The sequence below is a fragment of the Lactobacillus johnsonii genome, from assembly GCF_013487865.1.
In the GTDB taxonomy this organism is placed as follows: domain Bacteria; phylum Bacillota; class Bacilli; order Lactobacillales; family Lactobacillaceae; genus Lactobacillus; species Lactobacillus johnsonii_A.
Map to the genome: position 1 here is coordinate 1,811,451 of NZ_CP047409.1, position 16,324 is coordinate 1,827,774.

Consider the following 16,324-nt stretch of genomic DNA (forward strand, 5'->3'; position numbering starts at 1 on the left):
ACTTACTCTCACCTACTTTCCCGCATTATTTTCTTCTTGGAACTTAGCAATTGAACGATAAAGTTCATTGGTTTTCATTAATTCTTCGTGTGTTCCAATTGATTGAATCTTACCGTGATCCATAACAATAATTCGGTCTGCATCTTTAATCGAAACTACTCTTTGAGAAATAATAATCTTAGTAGTATGAGGCATGTCTTTTGCCAAAGATTCACGAATTTCACGCTCAGTTGTCGTATCCACAGCAGAAGTTGAATCATCTAGAATTAAAATTTCTGGATTCTTCAAAAGTGCACGAGCAATAGTCAAACGCTGTTTTTGTCCACCGGAAACATTATTTCCGCCTTGTTCAATCATTGTATTGTAGCCATCTGGCATTTCACGAATAAAGCCATCTGCATGAGCAACCTTAGCTGCAGCTACAACTTCTTCGTATGTTGCATTTTCGTTTCCCCATTTTAGGTTTTCTTCAACAGTTCCATTAAACAAAACATTCTTTTGTAAAACCATTGCAACTTTATCACGAAGGGCCTTCAATTCGTATGATTTAACATTATGGCCAGCTACTCTAACTGCACCAGACGTTACATCGTAAAGACGAGGAATCATTGAAACTAAAGTTGATTTAGATGATCCAGTCTCACCGATAATACCGATTGTTTCACCCGGGGTAATATGTAAGTTAATATCCTCTAAAGCATAGTGCTTTTCATCTGGTGAGTATTTAAAGTTAACATGATCAAAAACAATATCTCCATTAGTTACGTCTTTAAGAGGTTTTCGTGGATTTTCGATTGCTGGCTTTTCGGTTAAGACAGCCGCAATACGTTTACCACTAGCTTCAGAAATAACTAATTGAGTAGTGATCATAGCTAGAATATTCAAACTAAACAAAACAGAGTTTGAATATGAAAACATGGAAACTAATTGTCCAGTTTGTAAACTTCCACCAACGATTTCCTTAGCACCAAACCAGCAAATTGCTAAAGTAGAAATATTAAGAACTGCCATTACAACCAACGCATTAAGTGACATAATTTTCTGCGCAGTTGAGAATAATTTATAAATAAAGCCAGAAGATTTTTCAAACTTTTCAATTTGAGATTCTTCTTGCACATAAGTCTTTACTTCACGAATTCCACGAATATTTTCACGAACATCTTGGTTCATTACATCATATCCTCTAAAAATACGTGGGAAGTAAGGATAAGCACTTTTAATAATTAATGCCAAAATTAAAACAAAGATAGGAGCGATTACCACAAAAATCAAAGATAGCCTTGGACTAATGATAATCGACATAATAATTGAAAAAATCAGCATTAGCGGTGCACGAACAGCGATTCTAATTAACATTTGATAGGCATTTTGAACATTGGTCACGTCTGTAGTAAGCCGTGTTACCAGGCTGGCACTGGAAAACTTATCAATATTGTTAAAAGAAAAATCTTGGATATGATAAAACATATCTTTTCTTAAATTAGCCGCAAAGCCTGCTGCTGCGTGTGCAGAAACATAACTGGCACTCGCACCCAAAGTTAAAGAAATTAAGGTTAGCACAAAGAGAATTAGGCCCCACTTATTGATATAGCCCATATTTCCTTTCATAATTCCCCTATCAATTAGAATACCAACCAAGTATGGGATCAACATTTCAATTAAAGCTTCACCTGCAACTAGGACTGGGGAAGTCAACGACAATTTTTTGTATTGTCTAATTGACTTACGTAACACATTAACCATATAAAACCCCCGTTCTTTACTTAAAAAAGATAAAAATAAATAGACGCCTCGCGCCGTCTATTCACTCCCCTAACAAATAAATTATTTGTTATCTTTATTTATACTGTAGACTAATTTAAATAAATAGTCACGTTTTTAATTTCGACGATTTTGTCTTCTAGCGGCAATTTCATTTTGACGCTTAATTTGCAATGGATCAACAACATGGTACTTTTGACGGAACCATCTGCGAACAAAGAAAGCAATTACCGCTAACACAATGTAAACCCATGGGTTCAATACAGGGTTAATCACCCGCACAAATGGCATTGATGTAAATGTAATCCAAACCATTATGATTCCGACTAAAAATACACCTATCAAAATAATTTGCCACATTGGTGGACGTTTACTTTTATCCCTAATAATTAAATCATTGTAGTATGCCATTAAAATACCAAATAAAATTGTAACTGATGCAACAGTTAAAATACCCATTTGTTGCATACCATCTTGTTGCTTAGAACTGTTGGAAAATAGTTGAACTACACCAAAGAATCCAGCAAAGATAACAAAGTACAACAACCCATTATCTACGGCATGCATCCAAAACTTAGTCTTAGGTGCTTCTTTTTTAGGATTAGCAATTTCGATTGCTTTTTCTCTTGGAGCTTTTTGATATAAATTAGATGCTGGAATTCCTTTACGTTGCGCAACAATAATTTCTGGCAAAATTTGATCAATTGCTGGCTCTACTTGATCCATAGTATAGTTTTGATCTTCTGTCAAAAACTTCTCCAAACGAAAAATGTAATCTTGGTTTTTATTACTTAACTTATTACGTAATTCTTTCGGAGACATCTTTTTAATCTCTTCATCACGAGCATTTTGTTCATGTGCCTTTTTTAATTTTTCTTGTTGCGCATTACCTGCTGTTGAGTTCTTGGCAGCTTCAGTATTTTCACTTTTATTTTGATCTTTTGGATCCATTCAAAAAACTCCTAAACATTAAATCTAAATTCAATAATATCGCCGTCTTGAACTACATAGTCTTTTCCTTCAAGACGAAGCTTTCCAGCCTCTTTAACTTTTTGCATGGTTTCAAGTTCATTTAAATCATCAAATGAAACAACTTCTGCTCGAATAAATCCACGTTCAAAGTCTGAGTGAATAACACCGGCAACTTGTGGTGCTTTCATGCCTTCATGGAAAGTCCATGCACGAGTTTCAGGACCACCAGCAGTAAAGAAAGTACGGAGGCCTAAAATGTGGTAAGCAGCCTTAATCAAGCGATCAAGTCCAGACTCTTCAACGCCTTCCATTTCAAGAAATTCTTTTCTTTCATCTTCATCCATTGAAGCAATTTCTTCTTCAGTAGCTGCACTAATTCCTAAGGCCTCTGCATTTTCACTTTCAGCATGCTTTTTAACGATTTGGTAGTACTTATCGCTTTCTGGATCAGCCATTGAACTTTCAGCAATATTAGCAACATAAATAACTGGTTTAGAAGTAAGTAAGAATAATCCCTTAACGATCTTTTGTTCATCTTCATTAAAGTCAATTGAGCGAGCAGCCTTACCTTCTTCAAGAACTGGCTTTAATTTATTTAAAACAGCTAATTCAGCTTTAGCTTCCTTATCGCCTTGTTGAGCAACCTTTTGTACTTTTCCAATTCTACGGTTAACTGCATCTAAGTCCGCAATTGCTAACTCCAGATTAATTGTGTTGATATCTTCTTCTGGATCAACCTTACCAGTAACTGAAGTAATGTTGTCATCATCAAAAGCACGAACAACGTGAACAATTGCATCAGTTTGGCGGATATTTTCAAGGAACTTATTTCCAAGTCCTTCACCTTTTGATGCACCTTTTACCAAACCAGCAATATCAGTAAATTCAAATGTAGTATGAACAATCTTCTTAGCTGGAATTAATTCTTGAATACGAGCTAGACGACTATCTGGAACTTCAACCATCCCCACATTTGGCTCGATTGTGGCAAATGGATAGTTTGCCATTTCGGCACCAGCTTTAGTAATCGCGTTAAACAAAGTAGATTTACCTATATTTGGTAATCCAACAATACCTGCAGTTAATGACATAATTTTCTCCTCTTAATTGATTTTATTCAAAGTGTGGCACAGCAATATTTTCCTTAGGAACGTAATGTTCCTCTTTTAAGTTAACAGGATCATTTGCTGCATGCAGCACTTTTTTTAATTTTTTATTGAATTCTGCTCGAGGCATCATAATTAAATGACCACACCTTAAGCACTTAATGCGAATGTCTGCACCCATTCGCAAGATTTCCCACTTGTTTTCACCACATGCATGTGGTTTTTTCATCTGTACTACATCGCCCAAATGATACATGAAAAATCAACTCCTATTAATTATTTATCTAAATTAATTCCTAGTAAATCCAAAATTCGATTTAATTCATCCGTTGATGCAAAATCAATAGCTAAATGACCATTTCCTTTTTTGCCTTCGGTAATATTTACACTAGTACCAAATTTATCAGTTAATTGAGACTCAGTAGCCCGAATGAAAGCAGATTTTTTAATAGACTTTTTCTTGGGTTTCTTTTCTTTTTCGTTCAATTTAGCTACTAATGACTCTAATTGACGAACTGTAATTCCATTCTTAACTACTTTTCTGGCCAAGTCATCAATACTATCTTTATCTTTCAACCCAAGTAATGTTCTTGCTTGCCCCATTGACAACTCTCCTCTTTGAAGGAGACGTTTAGTTTTTTGAGGCAAAGTAAGGAGGCGAAGATAATTAGCAATATATGGGCGAGATTTTCCTAATCTTTTAGAAACTTCTGCTTGAGTTAATCCTAAATTCTTTTGCAGCATCTCATAAGCTTGCGCTTCTTCCAATGGTGTTAAATCTTCACGTTGCAAGTTTTCTAAAACTGCAACTTCCATCATTTGTGCCTCATCAAATTCTCGAATGATGGCTGGAATTGTTTTCTTCTTAGCTAACTTAGAAGCACGAAAACGACGTTCACCGGCAATAATTTCGTAACCATTAACTGATTTACGAATAATAATTGGTTGGAAAACCCCATTTTCCTTAATCGATTCAGAAAGTTCCTTTAAGCTTTTATTATCAAACGTTTTTCTTGGTTGATAAGGATTTGGTCTAATTTCATCTAAAGAGATTTCCGTAATCTCCTCAGTTTCTTGAACTTGTGGGGTCTCATCAAATAAAGCTTCTAAGCCTCGTCCAAGACCACGTTTTTTAGGTTCTTTAGAGTTTTTTACCATGAGCTTTCAACACCTCTTTTGCTAGAGAATCATATACTTGGGAACCACGAGATTTTGGAGCATATTCCGTAATTGGTTTACCATAACTTGGAGCTTCAGCTAACTTGGTAATTCGCGGAATAATTGTCTTATAAACTTTTTTATTAAAGTAAGATTGAACTTCTTTAACAACTTCTGCTCCTAAATTAGTTCTAGCATCCAGCATGGTTAGCAATACACCTTCCACACCCAAATTCTTATTAAAGTGCTTTTGGACTAAGCGAATTGTATTCAATAACTGGCTTAAGCCTTCCATTGCATAATATTCACTTTGAACTGGGATCAAAATCGAATCTGAAGCAGTAAAAGCATTAATTGAGAGCTGACCTAAAGATGGAGGACAATCGATAAAAATAAAGTCATATTCATGGCTAACTTCATCGATTCCCTGCTTCAATCTCGTTTCACGTGCCATCATTGATGTTAATTCCATCTCAGCACCAGCTAATTGAATAGTAGCAGGAACTGCATCTAAATTTTTAGTTTCGGTATGATGAATGGTTTCAGATAAAGGAATTTCATCAATTAAAACATTATAGATGTCTTTATCTACAGTTGACTTTTCAATACCTAAACCGGAAGTTGCATTTCCTTGGGGATCAATATCAACTATTAGAACTTTATAACCATGATTTGTAATGCTGGCACCTAAATTAATCGTTGTCGTTGTTTTACCAACGCCACCTTTTTGGTTAGCAACCGAAATAATTTGAACCATATTTACTCCCTTTGCCTACTTTTTAAGCAATTCAATAGTAATTTTATAGGAATCACCCTTTTTATCTTCTTTATATTTCACGGTCATTCCTGAATCTTTTGCCATCTTAATTGCTTTTTTAATTGTATTTATTTGTACTTTAAAATCATTAGCTGTCCGAACTTGAACTTTCTTCTTAGGCTTTTTAGTTTGTTCAGACTTATTCTCTTCGAGCTCTTCTTCTTTTTCCTTTTCTTGAGCAGCAAAATAACCATCCAGATCTTTTACCATCTCTTCAGTTTCTTTTACAGTTAAACCACTCTTAATAATCTCGCTAACAGCAGTATCTTGATCTTCTTCATTCAAAACTAAAAGTGCACGCCCATGACGTTGAGAAATCTTTTTATCAATTAAGAAGCCTTGTACTTTAGGTGTTAACTTGAGTAGTCTAATCTTATTAGCAATATAAGATTGGGTCTTCCCCATTTGTTCTGCCAATTCAGTTTGAGTTAAATTATTAACTTTCATCAATTGAACGTAAGCTTGTGCTTCATCAATAGGGTTAAGATTTTCACGTTGCAAATTTTCAACTAAGGCTAAAGAGGCTGCTTTTTCATCATCCATATCCTCAACAATTGCTGGAATTTTTGCCCATTTAAGTGATTGAGCAGCACGAAAACGACGTTCACCTGCAATAATTTCATATTCACCTTCTGGACCATCAGCTGGCTTACGCAAAATAATTGGTTGGAGTAAACCTTGTTCTTTTAATGTAGTAGCTAATTCCTCAATTGATTCATCACTAAAAGTATGACGGGGCTGATAGCGATTAGGCATAATTTTATCGAGTTCAATTTCTTGAACTTGCTTACTTTCAGGGATCTTTTTTTGACGATTGCCAAATAATGAAAATGCCATAAATTATTCCTCCAATTAAATTTAAAGTGGTTTTTTATTCGGTGTACCAGCTTGACGTGGATATTTCTTAGGAGTTGCCTTCATTTTTTCAACAACAATTAAAGTACGGTCATCATCTGTATCAGGAAGAGTTAATTCTTTCACATCTTCTACTTTTCCTCCTAACACATCAATGGCATGCTTAGCTTCTGCTAACTCATCTTGTGCCTTGGGTCCTTTTAGAGCAACTAAGTAACCACCAACCTTTGCTAGTGGTACACAATATTCACTTAAAACACTCATTCTTGCTACAGCACGTCCAGTTACCAAATCAAATTTTTCACGTAAGTCTTTATTTTGACCGGCATCTTCCGCACGGCTATGAACTAAAGTAACTTTATCTAAACCTAAGTCGTTTACAAGTTCATCTAAAAACTTTAATCTTTTACCCAAAGAATCAACAATAGTGATACTTAAGTTAGGACACAAGATCTTAATCGGTAAAGAAGGAAAACCTGCTCCTGCTCCAACATCACATAAAGTTTTTTCACCTTTAAATAGGTCTGGAAATTCTAAGAGTGGAGTAATGCTATCAAAGAAGTGCTTTAAGTAAACCTCATTTTTATCAGTAATTCTGGTAAGATTAACCTTTTTATTAAATTCAACTAATTTATCATAATATGTCGCAAATTGTTCTTTTTGCTTATCATTAAGTTTAAAGCCATATTTTGCGAGCTCTTTTGCAAAAATTTCTGGATTCATTTTTCACCCGTGAAACCTAGTTTCACACTCCTAATTTACCGCAATTAAAGGCGGTTAACAACACTATTATCATCATAAACTAACGTATTTAATTATGTAGTATTTTTTAAGAATCGTCAAAAAACAACAAAGTATTTAAAATATGTATTTAAATTAAAATCGATAAGCTATAATGATTAGCAAAAGGAGTTAAATGCATGATTGTTACGCTTATTGTGATTCTTTATCTCGGTTATCAAACTTATAAAGGATATCAACTGGGATTTGCTCAACGTGTTATTAATATGATTTTTGGTGCAATTGTATTTGCAGCAGCTATTTTAGGACAAAATAGTTTAGGAAATTGGTTCTATCAACAATTTTCTGGTAAGGTTGTTCCCACAACTGGCAATATTAGTCTTGAAATAATCGGTTACCGTTTCTTAGCCTTCTTTGTAATTTGGTTTATCGGTAAAATGATTTTAAAGATTTGTAAGGGTTGGCTTCCTAAACGTGATCGTACTAAAAAGGGAATCGGTAATCTATTGGACAATGTTTTAGGAGCAATAGTATCTTTTATTGCTGCTTACTTCTTAGTTTATGTAGCCTTATCAATGTGCCAGGCTTTTCAAAATCCTTGGTTTATTCAACAAACAGCTGATTCACCAATTTTACGAGTAATTATTTATAACACACCAGGCTTGTCAAATGGAGTATTTAAGACAATATTTGGTATTAGTCGAACAGTTGGTTAAAATACTCAGCAAAAATAGGATTCGGAGTTACCGAATCCTATTTTTTATACACCAATTCTTTCTATTGAATCATCATCATATACAAAGATTGCACCATAGCGACCTGCTTTATCATTTTTCCAGCCCGGAATAGGACCACCAGCAAAAAATAGTCGCTTACACTCAATTTCAGCTTGAACAGAATCACGAGTAAACAAGGTTACACCAGCCACATGAGTCTTGACGGGATATCCAGTCTTAGGATCAATAATATGGTGATATTTTTTTCCATTAATTTCTAAAAAGCGCTCATACGTCCCACTCGTTACAGCAGAACATTCATGAACAGTAGCGGTTGTTAGATTATTACCGCGTTTCTTTTTAGGATCTTGCACACCAAGAATCCATTCCCCACTGGCTCTTTTAGGAGAACTGTTTACAAATAAGACATTCCCGCCTAGATTAATGATTCCAGCTCGAACATCATAAGCACGCCATAGATCTCTAATTCTATCTGCTATATATCCTTTAGCTATTCCTCCTAAATCAAGCTCCATCCCTTTTTTAGTTAAAAAAACGGTCTGATTATCATCATCTAATCTAACATCTGCTGGATTCGTTAGAATCATCTTCTCTTTAATCTGTTCATCAGTTGGAACATGGGCTCCTTTAAAACCAATATGCCATAATTTTACAACTGGTCCAATCAGAGCATTAAAGCCAAAATTTTGTTTACTTTCATAAACAGCTAACTTAATTAGATTATACGTACTTGCAGAAACTTGTACAGGACGAATACCAGCCGCATGATTAACGTCCATTACCTCAGAATGATCTCGATTTACAGTTAACCGATCTTCATATCCAGCAATCAAATCAAAACTCTGATCCAAAATCTTTTTATTTTGGTCGCCATAAACCTGTAGCGTGATAACAGTTCCTAATCCGCGCCCAACTTTTGAAATTGGAGTTGAAGCATAATTTTGTATCATTTCGATGCCTTCTTTGGTTCTAAGTATAATTCTCTTAAACTTTGAATCATCTCATCATCAACTTTAAGAACATTTTTAATGTAATTGTCTATTCCATCATACTTCTCATCAATTAATAAAAGCGCTGTATCTAAATATTCATTTGCGACACTTGCTAAACTTCTAACATTTGCACGCAAAATTACACTACCACCCTCATCAATTATCTTTTGATTCATCTTGGCCTGATAATTTCCTAGCATTAAGTTAGAAAATAGATAATCTTGTCTGATGGTTTCCATATCAACACCCAAAAGATATAAGATCAGGACTGTAGCTAAGCCTGTACGATCTTTTCCTTCAGAGCAATGAAAGATAATAGCTCCATCTTTAGTATTAGCAAAGATATTGAGTAAACTATTAAAGGCCTTTTGAGAATATTCTTTACTAACAGAAGAATGGTACTGGTGACACATCGTCTTAAAACCAGCATATTGATCTTTAGTATAGGTCTTTTTTAATTGCAATATCTTTTGATCTGTTTCTGCACTTTGATTTCCATGAATTGGATTATCAATATGCTCAACTCCTGCTGGCACAACATCAGGAGCTAATTCAATTTCTTTAGGTGAGCGTAAATCGACGATTTTAGTTAAGCCATAATTAAGTAAAAAAGTTTCATCTTCTTTAGTCATTCGGCATAACTTCCCTGTTCTTAGAAGTCGGTGCATCTTAATTTTTCGACCATCGAAACCTACATAACCGCCTAAATCACGTGCATTAGGCACATGTTGCAGTGGTAAAATGTTTGGCCTAATCATTTTGTAATCCCTACTTTTCTAAATTTTTAAAAATAACTTTTTGTCCTGGCTCGATATGAAGAAGCAAACTGCACTCTTCATCGCAAATCCTACCAAGAATCCTTCCCTCTTTATTAGCAGGTAAATTTCTCTTAGCAATATGAATTTCGTTACTATTTAAGCCATTGCTATTGATACTAATTGTTCCCACAGGTCGATCCAAAGGCAAATCCTGCGCTTCAAATTTTGGAAGTTCACCTTCACTACGGAGTCTAACGATATCTTGAGCAAGATATAAATAATTATGCCATTGATTTTTATTGAGAAAAGTATTTTTTTCATCTACATGAAGCGTGATTGCATGGTCCTTCGTATAGCGCGCAAAAGACTTAATTGTTTCACTAGTTAGACGATCGCCAACAATGACATTATTGCAAGTAAGATCTTTCAAATTAAGAGCTGCTGCTAGTGGATATACTCCTCTTTGTGACTCAAGAGTAGTTTCTCCAGCGAAAAATGGTCCTCTTTTAGCCCCATCTCCAGATATAAAAGCCGCTGTTTCTAAATTACAATTATGAAGCCATTGGTTTTTCTCCTCAAACCACTTTTCATCCATCCCTGTTTCTGGCTGAGAATAAAAATCAAATAGAGCTCTAATATGATCAAAGTTAGCTGCTTCTTCTTTTAGATGAGTAATATCTTCTGGTTGTAAGTAAATTGCATTTAAAGATACCCACATAGTTTTAGACAATTTTGATACAAAACGCATTAATACTTGATCGTTAATTCTTAAGCCAGTCACATTAAGTGTCTTTAATTTTTCTGCATCTGCTAAATCATAGCCTAAATAATGTAAATCATCTTGTGAAACATCTGCCATAACCTTTAATTCTAGATCCTTACACCAACTAGTCAGCTGATCTAATCTTTTTAAAACTGTGTCTGCTTCATCCTTTAAGCCGGTTAATGAAGTAAAGACTTCCTTAAAACCAGCATTCCTCATTCCAAGCAAATAATTATGATCATCTGCAGTCAAATCTTTATCTAAATAAACTGAAAAACCGAGCATCTAAATCTCTCTTTTCTAAGCTTTGTGAAAATGCTTTCTTTCATTAAAATAATAAACTTTAATGACAAAAAAAGCTAGATAGAAAATTCTACCTAGTTCCTTTTGTACTATAAGAAAATAAAGTTTTAACTTATTTTTGAGCTTGTTCAACAAATTCAACAAAATTATTAAATGCTAAATCAATAGCATGAATAGTCTCTTGATCTAATAAGTCTCCAGTATTTTTATCGAACTTATCTACAGCATGACCAATTAAAACTTCATTTCCTGGCAAAACATTTGCACTTTGATCAGGAGAAAGCAAAATTTCACGCATTTCTTCTTGTGCTCTTGAAGCACCTTGAATTCCGTAAGATGTACCTAATACCATTGCTGGTTTCATCTTCATTACATCTGCATTTCCTTGAGCATGGCTTCCAGTCCATTCCATTGCACTCTTCAATGCAGAAGGAATACCATGGTCATATTCTGGAGTAGCAAAAATCACACCATCTGCTTCACGGATCTTATTTTTGAATTCTTCAACCTTACTATCTGGTTGTGCTTCTTTTTTAAAACGAGGTAAATCAGCAATTTCATATACTTCAATTTCAGCTTGCTCCTTATACCGCTTAGCCATAAATTGATCTAAAAAACGATTATATGAAAAATCTGCATTCGTACCAACAATTGCTAGTAATTTCATGTCTCGTCCCTCCTACTTACTTACTTCAACATAAAAACTATCAAATTCATCAAAGAAATGATCTAAAAACTTAACAGTTCCAGCTGGTAAGTTTCCGTTTTCGTCAAATTGCTCTGGAGCTGTTCCCATCATAAATTCATCACCATTAAATACTTTGGCACCAAAACCAGGAGAAGAAAGCACCAGCTTTAAATGACTTTGTCCACGAGCAGATCCTTGAGGTAAAACTGAAGTACCCACAATAACTACCGGCTTATCTTTAAAAGGATGTTCAGCTGATGAAAGCCATTCTAGTGCACTCTTTAACGATGAAGGAACTGAGTGTTGTTGTTCTGGCGTAGAGATTAATACTGCATCAGCATCAGCTACCTTTTTAGCAAAGCTAGCTACTGCAGCAGGTTCTTTAACTCCTTCTTTAAACATTGGAAGATCTTTAACCTCTCCCAATTCAATATCATATCTATCAGTAAAATGCTTTTTAATAAAATTTAGTAGATCGCGATTATAAGAATGATCAGCGTTGCTACCTACAATGGCAAAGAGTTTCATTTCTACGTTACCTTTCTTTATAATTATCTTTCTATTAAATTATACTTTTTAATCTCACTATTTTAAAAGTCATAATTTAATTTTAACAAAAAAGCACCACTTTCAGTTGAACGTGGTGCTTAATTAACGGCTCTATACTTTTTCCTGTTGATGGATATCTATGATATTCTATCGACAGGATTTTTATTGCACAAAGAAAGAGGCCATAAGCCTCACTGCATTAAATCTTCTGATTCCACTCTAAAGAATAAAGGTGATTGCTTATGTCCTCTAACAATGATTGTATTAAATTTCATCTCAATATTGAAGATCCTAATATTATTTTTCTGATTATTTTAAAAAATATATTAACGGCAAATATCATAATCTCTATGTAGCTGAACTTATTCAGTCCCATTGTCCTTACTGTCTTTCCTCTAATCTTAAGCATAACGGTCATTACGTTTCTAACGTTCGTTTCATTACTGCTGATGCTAGTAAGCCCGTTACTATCAGATTAAGAAAACAACGTGTTCTCTGCAATGATTGTTTAAAAAGATCTATGGCTCAATCTAATCTGGTTAATAAAGGCTGCTATATCTCTAACACTTCTAAGCGAAAAATACTTTCTGCTCTTACTGAAGATCGTTCAATGACCAGCATTGCTAGAGAACATAATGTATCTGTCAACACGGTTCAAAGAGTATTAGAAGCCTGCTCTTCTAAGTTCTATGATAACTTTGATCATCTCCCTGAACACTTAGCCTTTGATGAATTCAAAGGTGTAGGCAAAAAGCTTCACTTTATTTGTCTAGATGGTGATACTCACAAAGTTGTTCAAATTCTTAGAACTCGTTTCAAACCTGATATTCTACGCTATTTTTACAAGTTCACTCCTAAAGCTCGTGCAATGGTTAAAACAGTAACTATGGATCTTAATTGTTATTATCCTTTAGTTGCTAGAGAATTATTTCCAAATGCTCAGATAGTTATTGACCGTTTTCATATGGTTCAAATGCTTACTAGATCGTTTAATATTTTCCGAGTTCAAATCATGAAGCAATTTAAAAAGCAAAGCCATGAATATAAGCTTTTAAAGTCTCCTTGGAAGCTTTATCTCATGAAATATGACAAACTTAATAAGACTACTCCCTACTACGATTGGCACTTTAAAGACTCTCTCACTCAGGAACATGTTGTCTTAGATGGTTTAGATTGTGACCAAACCTTAGAAAATACTTATTGGGTTATGCAAGACTTTATGACTGCTATTCAGGATAACGATGAAAAGAAAGTTATCCATCTACTTCATTCAAAACAAAGTGTTGGTAAACAAATGCATCAAACACTACTGACCTTTAAGCATAATTATACCGGTGTCCTAAACGGTATATCTTCTAACTACTCTAATGGTTGTCTTGAAGGTGTCAATCGGAAGATTAAGCAAATTGAACGTACTGCTTATGGCTATAGAAATTTCAAACATTTATTAATTAGAATTAGACTTGAATAAAATATTGTAAAAGAAAAAGAGCCAAACAACTATTTTCTAGTTGCTTAGCTCTCTTTACAAACTATTCATCAACAGGATTTGACAAACAGCCTAATTAATCTATGAAACTAGCCTAGACGTTCTTCAAGAGAAGCGTCACTATCAGCAGCAAATAGTGGATTTTCTTCAACATTAGTGAGACGGTCATTTAACATTGCTTCATGAATTTGTGCCTTTAAAACACTAATCATTTGAGCCTGTGAAAAGTTTGCCATCTTGTTAATGAGAAGAGTTGCTAAACCTGTAGCAGCAATCCAGTTAGAAATCACAATATGATTGAGTCTTTCTTCAGAAAATTGTTCTGCGTCAAATTGTTGCTTGAATTTTTCAAGTCCAAGTCCCATTAAAGTATCAACAATCATTTGATTTCCAAATTTACCGTCTACAAACATTGCTTTAAACAAATCAACATGTTCTTTAGCAAAGTACAAGTATGAAAGATCTAAATCGATCAAAGGTTCACCTGTAAAGTTCTGTTGAAGAGTATTAGACTTCAATTTATCAGAAATTCTTGCTAAAACTTGATTACGTAAATCTTGCATGTTTTTAAATTCAAGATAAATCGGTTGGGTTGAGCAGTTAACTGCTTTAGCAATATTTCTTGCAGTTAAGCTTTCAATTCCACCACGAACTGCTAATTTATAAGCAGCATCAAGGATTCTTTGCTTATCTATTTCTTTTTTTCTAGCCACTTTAATTACCTCACTTAATTCATATTTATCAACATCAACACATCGAGATCATCTAAAAATAGCAGAATTGCCTAACACCTGTTATTTTCTCCGTGATTATATTATAACAAAAATATGAAAATGTGGAGAATTTTATATCAAATTCTATAATCTTTTAAATAAACTTGAATCATCATCCCCAGTAAATTGATCATAGTGGGAATTAATCATTTCAATAACTTGTTGTTTGTCTAGTCCTTCATTCGCAGCAAATGCTAAAAATGCAGCTGAAAGAATGTATCCTTTTTCGCGATTATCAACTAAATTATCAGAAAATTCCATATTAATGGTATTATCTTTGTAATCAGTTGTAAGAATGATTTTTTTATCTTCTGGTAACTCTGCCATTTTAATGCCCTCACTTATTTTTAAGTTTTATACGTTACAATATAGATTATATTATATCAATAGAAAGTGTGAAACCTATGACTTCTCCTGTTGGACGTTCATCTTGTACATCTATTTTAATCGGTAAAAAAGCTACTGTAGACGGTAGTGTGATTATCGGCCGAAATGAAGATGCTAAAACTGCTTGGCCAAAGCATCTTGCTTTTAATTCGCATCAAACAATTAAAAATAATATTTTTAAGTCAAAAGACAATAAGTTTCAGATGGAATTACCTAACGACCTTTTTTCTTACTCTTCTACTCCTGAATGGACAGATAAATATGGAGTATTTGAAGAAGATGGAATCAATGAATATCACGTTGCAATGAGCGCTACTGAAAGTGCCTATGCTAATGATCGTGTAATGGCTATGGATCCTTTTGATGAAGAAAAAGGTATCTTAGAAGAAGCAATGGTAACAGTTGTTTTACCATATATTAAATCTGCTCGCGAAGGTGTAGAACGTTTAGGAAAAATTGTTCAAAAGCACGGTGCAGCAGAAGCGGATGGAATTTTATTCGCAGATAGAAATGAAGCTTGGTATATGGAAATTGGCTCTGGCCATCATTATGTTGCTCAACGCATCCCCGACGATTCATACGCAGTAGTTGCTAATCAATTAGCAATTCAAATCATTGATTTCAACGATAAAGACAATTTTATAACTTCTCCTGGAATTCAAGAATTTGTTTACCAAAATAATCTTTGGCCAAAAGATAAACCATTTAATTTTAGATTGATTTTTGGTACGCATGATGATTCGGATTTAACCTATAACACACCTCGTGTTTGGAGCGGTCAAAAGCTTCTAACGCCTTCCATAAATCAAGATCCAGAAAGTTTTAATTTACCATTTATTAGAAAGCCTGATCATCCTGTATCTATTCAAGACGCTCAACGCGTTTTAAGCGATCACTTTAATGGAACCCAGTATGACCTAACTAATTCTAAAAACGAAGGTCAACCTGCCTATCGTCCAATTGCTGTAGCTACTACTCAAGAATCTCACCTCCTGCAACTTAGAGAAGAAGATATGACTCATTGGCTAGCAATGGGAATTGCCGCACAAAGTATTTACATTCCTTTTTACCCACAAGGAACTAAAGTACCAACTATGTTCAAGTATGGTAAAGAAGAATTTTCAACTAATTCTGCTTACTGGGTATTTAAAATGGCTAGCGTTTTAGTAGATCGAAATTGGAATAAATATGCAACTAATTTAGTTAATACACAAAAAGCAACGAATCTATCTTTAAATAAGCTACGAGCTGAATATGATAAGAAATTGACTCAAGAAAAAGATGAGGTTAAAAAAGTAGAGTTAGTAAACGAAGCTAATAAAAAATTAGCTGATGTTGCTATTAAGAACTATCAAAAATTAAATGCTAAATTAATTACTGCTCAAACTGCCGATTCACCACTTCGGTTTAAGATTGATCCTAATTTGTAGAATTGAAATAAAACACGTAGGTACAAAATTTTATACCTACGTGTT

Annotated in this window: 17 protein-coding genes and 1 pseudogene; 3 read left to right on the plus strand and 15 right to left on the minus strand. The window is 34.2% G+C overall.

The features are described from left to right. Nucleotides 1-12: 12 nt before the first annotated feature. From GTO82_RS08825 to rsmG, 8 genes are all read right to left on the minus strand, one after another. Nucleotides 13-1,743 (minus strand): ABC transporter ATP-binding protein, encoded by a 1,731-nt coding sequence (locus GTO82_RS08825; RefSeq protein ID WP_180873232.1) that lies wholly within the window; start codon nt 1,741-1,743, stop codon nt 13-15. 135 nt (nt 1,744-1,878) lie between these two features. After that, nucleotides 1,879-2,712 carry a DUF1129 domain-containing protein gene (locus GTO82_RS08830; RefSeq protein ID WP_180873233.1) on the minus strand — a complete coding sequence of 278 codons (834 nt, stop codon included), beginning with the start codon at nt 2,710-2,712 and terminating at the stop codon, nt 1,879-1,881. 11 nt (nt 2,713-2,723) lie between these two features. Further along, nucleotides 2,724-3,824 (minus strand): redox-regulated ATPase YchF, encoded by a 1,101-nt coding sequence (gene ychF / locus GTO82_RS08835; protein WP_180873234.1) that lies wholly within the window; start codon nt 3,822-3,824, stop codon nt 2,724-2,726. Nucleotides 3,825-3,846: 22 nt separating this feature from the next. After that, a complete protein-coding gene (locus tag GTO82_RS08840; protein ID WP_180873235.1) occupies nt 3,847-4,095 on the minus strand; it encodes a DUF951 domain-containing protein in 249 nt (82 codons plus the stop codon). A 20-nt stretch (nt 4,096-4,115) separates the two neighbouring features. Next, nucleotides 4,116-4,997, minus strand: coding sequence for a ParB/RepB/Spo0J family partition protein (locus tag GTO82_RS08845; protein ID WP_023599998.1), 882 nt, complete (start codon nt 4,995-4,997; stop codon nt 4,116-4,118). Next, nucleotides 4,981-5,754 carry a ParA family protein gene (locus tag GTO82_RS08850; RefSeq protein ID WP_180873236.1) on the minus strand — a complete coding sequence of 258 codons (774 nt, stop codon included), beginning with the start codon at nt 5,752-5,754 and terminating at the stop codon, nt 4,981-4,983. Before GTO82_RS08850 ends, GTO82_RS08845 begins: the two co-directional genes overlap by 17 nt. Nucleotides 5,755-5,769: 15 nt before the next feature. Further along, the gene (gene noc, locus GTO82_RS08855; RefSeq protein ID WP_180873237.1) at nt 5,770-6,651 is read right to left on the minus strand and encodes a nucleoid occlusion protein; all 882 of its coding nucleotides are present in this window, start codon (nt 6,649-6,651) and stop codon (nt 5,770-5,772) included. Between the two features lie 21 nt (nt 6,652-6,672). Then, a complete protein-coding gene (gene rsmG, locus GTO82_RS08860) occupies nt 6,673-7,392 on the minus strand; it encodes a 16S rRNA (guanine(527)-N(7))-methyltransferase RsmG (protein WP_180873238.1) in 720 nt (239 codons plus the stop codon). A gap of 197 nt (nt 7,393-7,589) precedes the next feature. Here rsmG and GTO82_RS08865 point away from each other — a divergent pair, with 197 nt between their 5' ends. After that, nucleotides 7,590-8,126, plus strand: a complete 537-nt coding sequence (locus GTO82_RS08865; protein WP_180873239.1) for a CvpA family protein — start codon at nt 7,590-7,592, stop codon at nt 8,124-8,126. A 44-nt stretch (nt 8,127-8,170) separates the two neighbouring features. Here GTO82_RS08865 and GTO82_RS08870 read toward each other — a convergent pair whose 3' ends face one another. The 5 genes from GTO82_RS08870 to nfr1 all read right to left on the minus strand — a co-directional run bounded on the left by GTO82_RS08870 (nt 8,171) and on the right by nfr1 (nt 12,179). Next, nucleotides 8,171-9,097 (minus strand): FAD:protein FMN transferase, encoded by a 927-nt coding sequence (locus tag GTO82_RS08870; RefSeq protein WP_180873240.1) that lies wholly within the window; start codon nt 9,095-9,097, stop codon nt 8,171-8,173. Continuing rightward, on the minus strand, nt 9,094-9,897 hold the full coding sequence (locus tag GTO82_RS08875; protein ID WP_180873241.1) for a tyrosine-protein phosphatase: 804 nt from the start codon (nt 9,895-9,897) through the stop codon (nt 9,094-9,096). Before GTO82_RS08875 ends, GTO82_RS08870 begins: the two co-directional genes overlap by 4 nt. Nucleotides 9,898-9,907: 10 nt before the next feature. Continuing rightward, nucleotides 9,908-10,945, minus strand: coding sequence for a MupG family TIM beta-alpha barrel fold protein (locus GTO82_RS08880; protein WP_180873242.1), 1,038 nt, complete (start codon nt 10,943-10,945; stop codon nt 9,908-9,910). A 130-nt stretch (nt 10,946-11,075) separates the two neighbouring features. Next, nucleotides 11,076-11,630, minus strand: a complete 555-nt coding sequence (nfr2, locus tag GTO82_RS08885) for an NADH-dependent flavin reductase subunit 2 (RefSeq protein ID WP_180873243.1) — start codon at nt 11,628-11,630, stop codon at nt 11,076-11,078. Nucleotides 11,631-11,642: 12 nt separating this feature from the next. After that, the gene (gene nfr1, locus GTO82_RS08890) at nt 11,643-12,179 is read right to left on the minus strand and encodes an NADH-dependent flavin reductase subunit 1 (RefSeq protein WP_180873244.1); all 537 of its coding nucleotides are present in this window, start codon (nt 12,177-12,179) and stop codon (nt 11,643-11,645) included. 263 nt (nt 12,180-12,442) lie between these two features. On the opposite strand from nfr1, the pseudogene GTO82_RS08895 reads away from it, so the two are divergent. Continuing rightward, nucleotides 12,443-13,671, plus strand: a pseudogene (locus GTO82_RS08895) (ISL3 family transposase). A 107-nt stretch (nt 13,672-13,778) separates the two neighbouring features. Here the strand turns inward: GTO82_RS08895 and GTO82_RS08900 are convergent. Both GTO82_RS08900 and GTO82_RS08905 read right to left on the minus strand, forming a co-directional pair. Beyond that, nucleotides 13,779-14,402, minus strand: a complete 624-nt coding sequence (locus GTO82_RS08900; protein WP_180873245.1) for a TetR/AcrR family transcriptional regulator — start codon at nt 14,400-14,402, stop codon at nt 13,779-13,781. 144 nt (nt 14,403-14,546) lie between these two features. Continuing rightward, a complete protein-coding gene (locus GTO82_RS08905) occupies nt 14,547-14,789 on the minus strand; it encodes a hypothetical protein (protein WP_004898039.1) in 243 nt (80 codons plus the stop codon). Nucleotides 14,790-14,866: 77 nt separating this feature from the next. On the opposite strand from GTO82_RS08905, the gene GTO82_RS08910 reads away from it, so the two are divergent. Next, nucleotides 14,867-16,279, plus strand: a complete 1,413-nt coding sequence (locus GTO82_RS08910; protein ID WP_180873246.1) for a C69 family dipeptidase — start codon at nt 14,867-14,869, stop codon at nt 16,277-16,279. The last annotated feature ends 45 nt before the right edge of the window (nt 16,280-16,324 follow it).

Excerpts from the sequence above, each read along its gene's own strand:
- GTO82_RS08840 (WP_180873235.1), bottom strand. The coding sequence starts at position 4,095 with ATGTATCATTTGGGCGATGTAGTACAGATGAAAAAACCACATGCATGT.
- GTO82_RS08845 (WP_023599998.1), bottom strand. The coding sequence starts at position 4,997 with ATGGTAAAAAACTCTAAAGAACCTAAAAAACGTGGTCTTGGACGAGGC.
- GTO82_RS08865 (WP_180873239.1), top strand. The coding sequence starts at position 7,590 with ATGATTGTTACGCTTATTGTGATTCTTTATCTCGGTTATCAAACTTAT.
- GTO82_RS08905 (WP_004898039.1), bottom strand. The coding sequence starts at position 14,789 with ATGGCAGAGTTACCAGAAGATAAAAAAATCATTCTTACAACTGATTAC.
- nfr2 (WP_180873243.1), bottom strand. The coding sequence starts at position 11,630 with ATGAAATTACTAGCAATTGTTGGTACGAATGCAGATTTTTCATATAAT.
- GTO82_RS08850 (WP_180873236.1), bottom strand. The coding sequence starts at position 5,754 with ATGGTTCAAATTATTTCGGTTGCTAACCAAAAAGGTGGCGTTGGTAAA.
- ychF (WP_180873234.1), bottom strand. The coding sequence starts at position 3,824 with ATGTCATTAACTGCAGGTATTGTTGGATTACCAAATATAGGTAAATCT.
- GTO82_RS08880 (WP_180873242.1), bottom strand. The coding sequence starts at position 10,945 with ATGCTCGGTTTTTCAGTTTATTTAGATAAAGATTTGACTGCAGATGAT.
- GTO82_RS08875 (WP_180873241.1), bottom strand. The coding sequence starts at position 9,897 with ATGATTAGGCCAAACATTTTACCACTGCAACATGTGCCTAATGCACGT.
- noc (WP_180873237.1), bottom strand. The coding sequence starts at position 6,651 with ATGGCATTTTCATTATTTGGCAATCGTCAAAAAAAGATCCCTGAAAGT.
- GTO82_RS08910 (WP_180873246.1), top strand. The coding sequence starts at position 14,867 with ATGACTTCTCCTGTTGGACGTTCATCTTGTACATCTATTTTAATCGGT.
- nfr1 (WP_180873244.1), bottom strand. The coding sequence starts at position 12,179 with ATGAAACTCTTTGCCATTGTAGGTAGCAACGCTGATCATTCTTATAAT.
- GTO82_RS08825 (WP_180873232.1), bottom strand. The coding sequence starts at position 1,743 with ATGGTTAATGTGTTACGTAAGTCAATTAGACAATACAAAAAATTGTCG.
- GTO82_RS08870 (WP_180873240.1), bottom strand. The coding sequence starts at position 9,097 with ATGATACAAAATTATGCTTCAACTCCAATTTCAAAAGTTGGGCGCGGA.
- GTO82_RS08830 (WP_180873233.1), bottom strand. The coding sequence starts at position 2,712 with ATGGATCCAAAAGATCAAAATAAAAGTGAAAATACTGAAGCTGCCAAG.
- rsmG (WP_180873238.1), bottom strand. The coding sequence starts at position 7,392 with ATGAATCCAGAAATTTTTGCAAAAGAGCTCGCAAAATATGGCTTTAAA.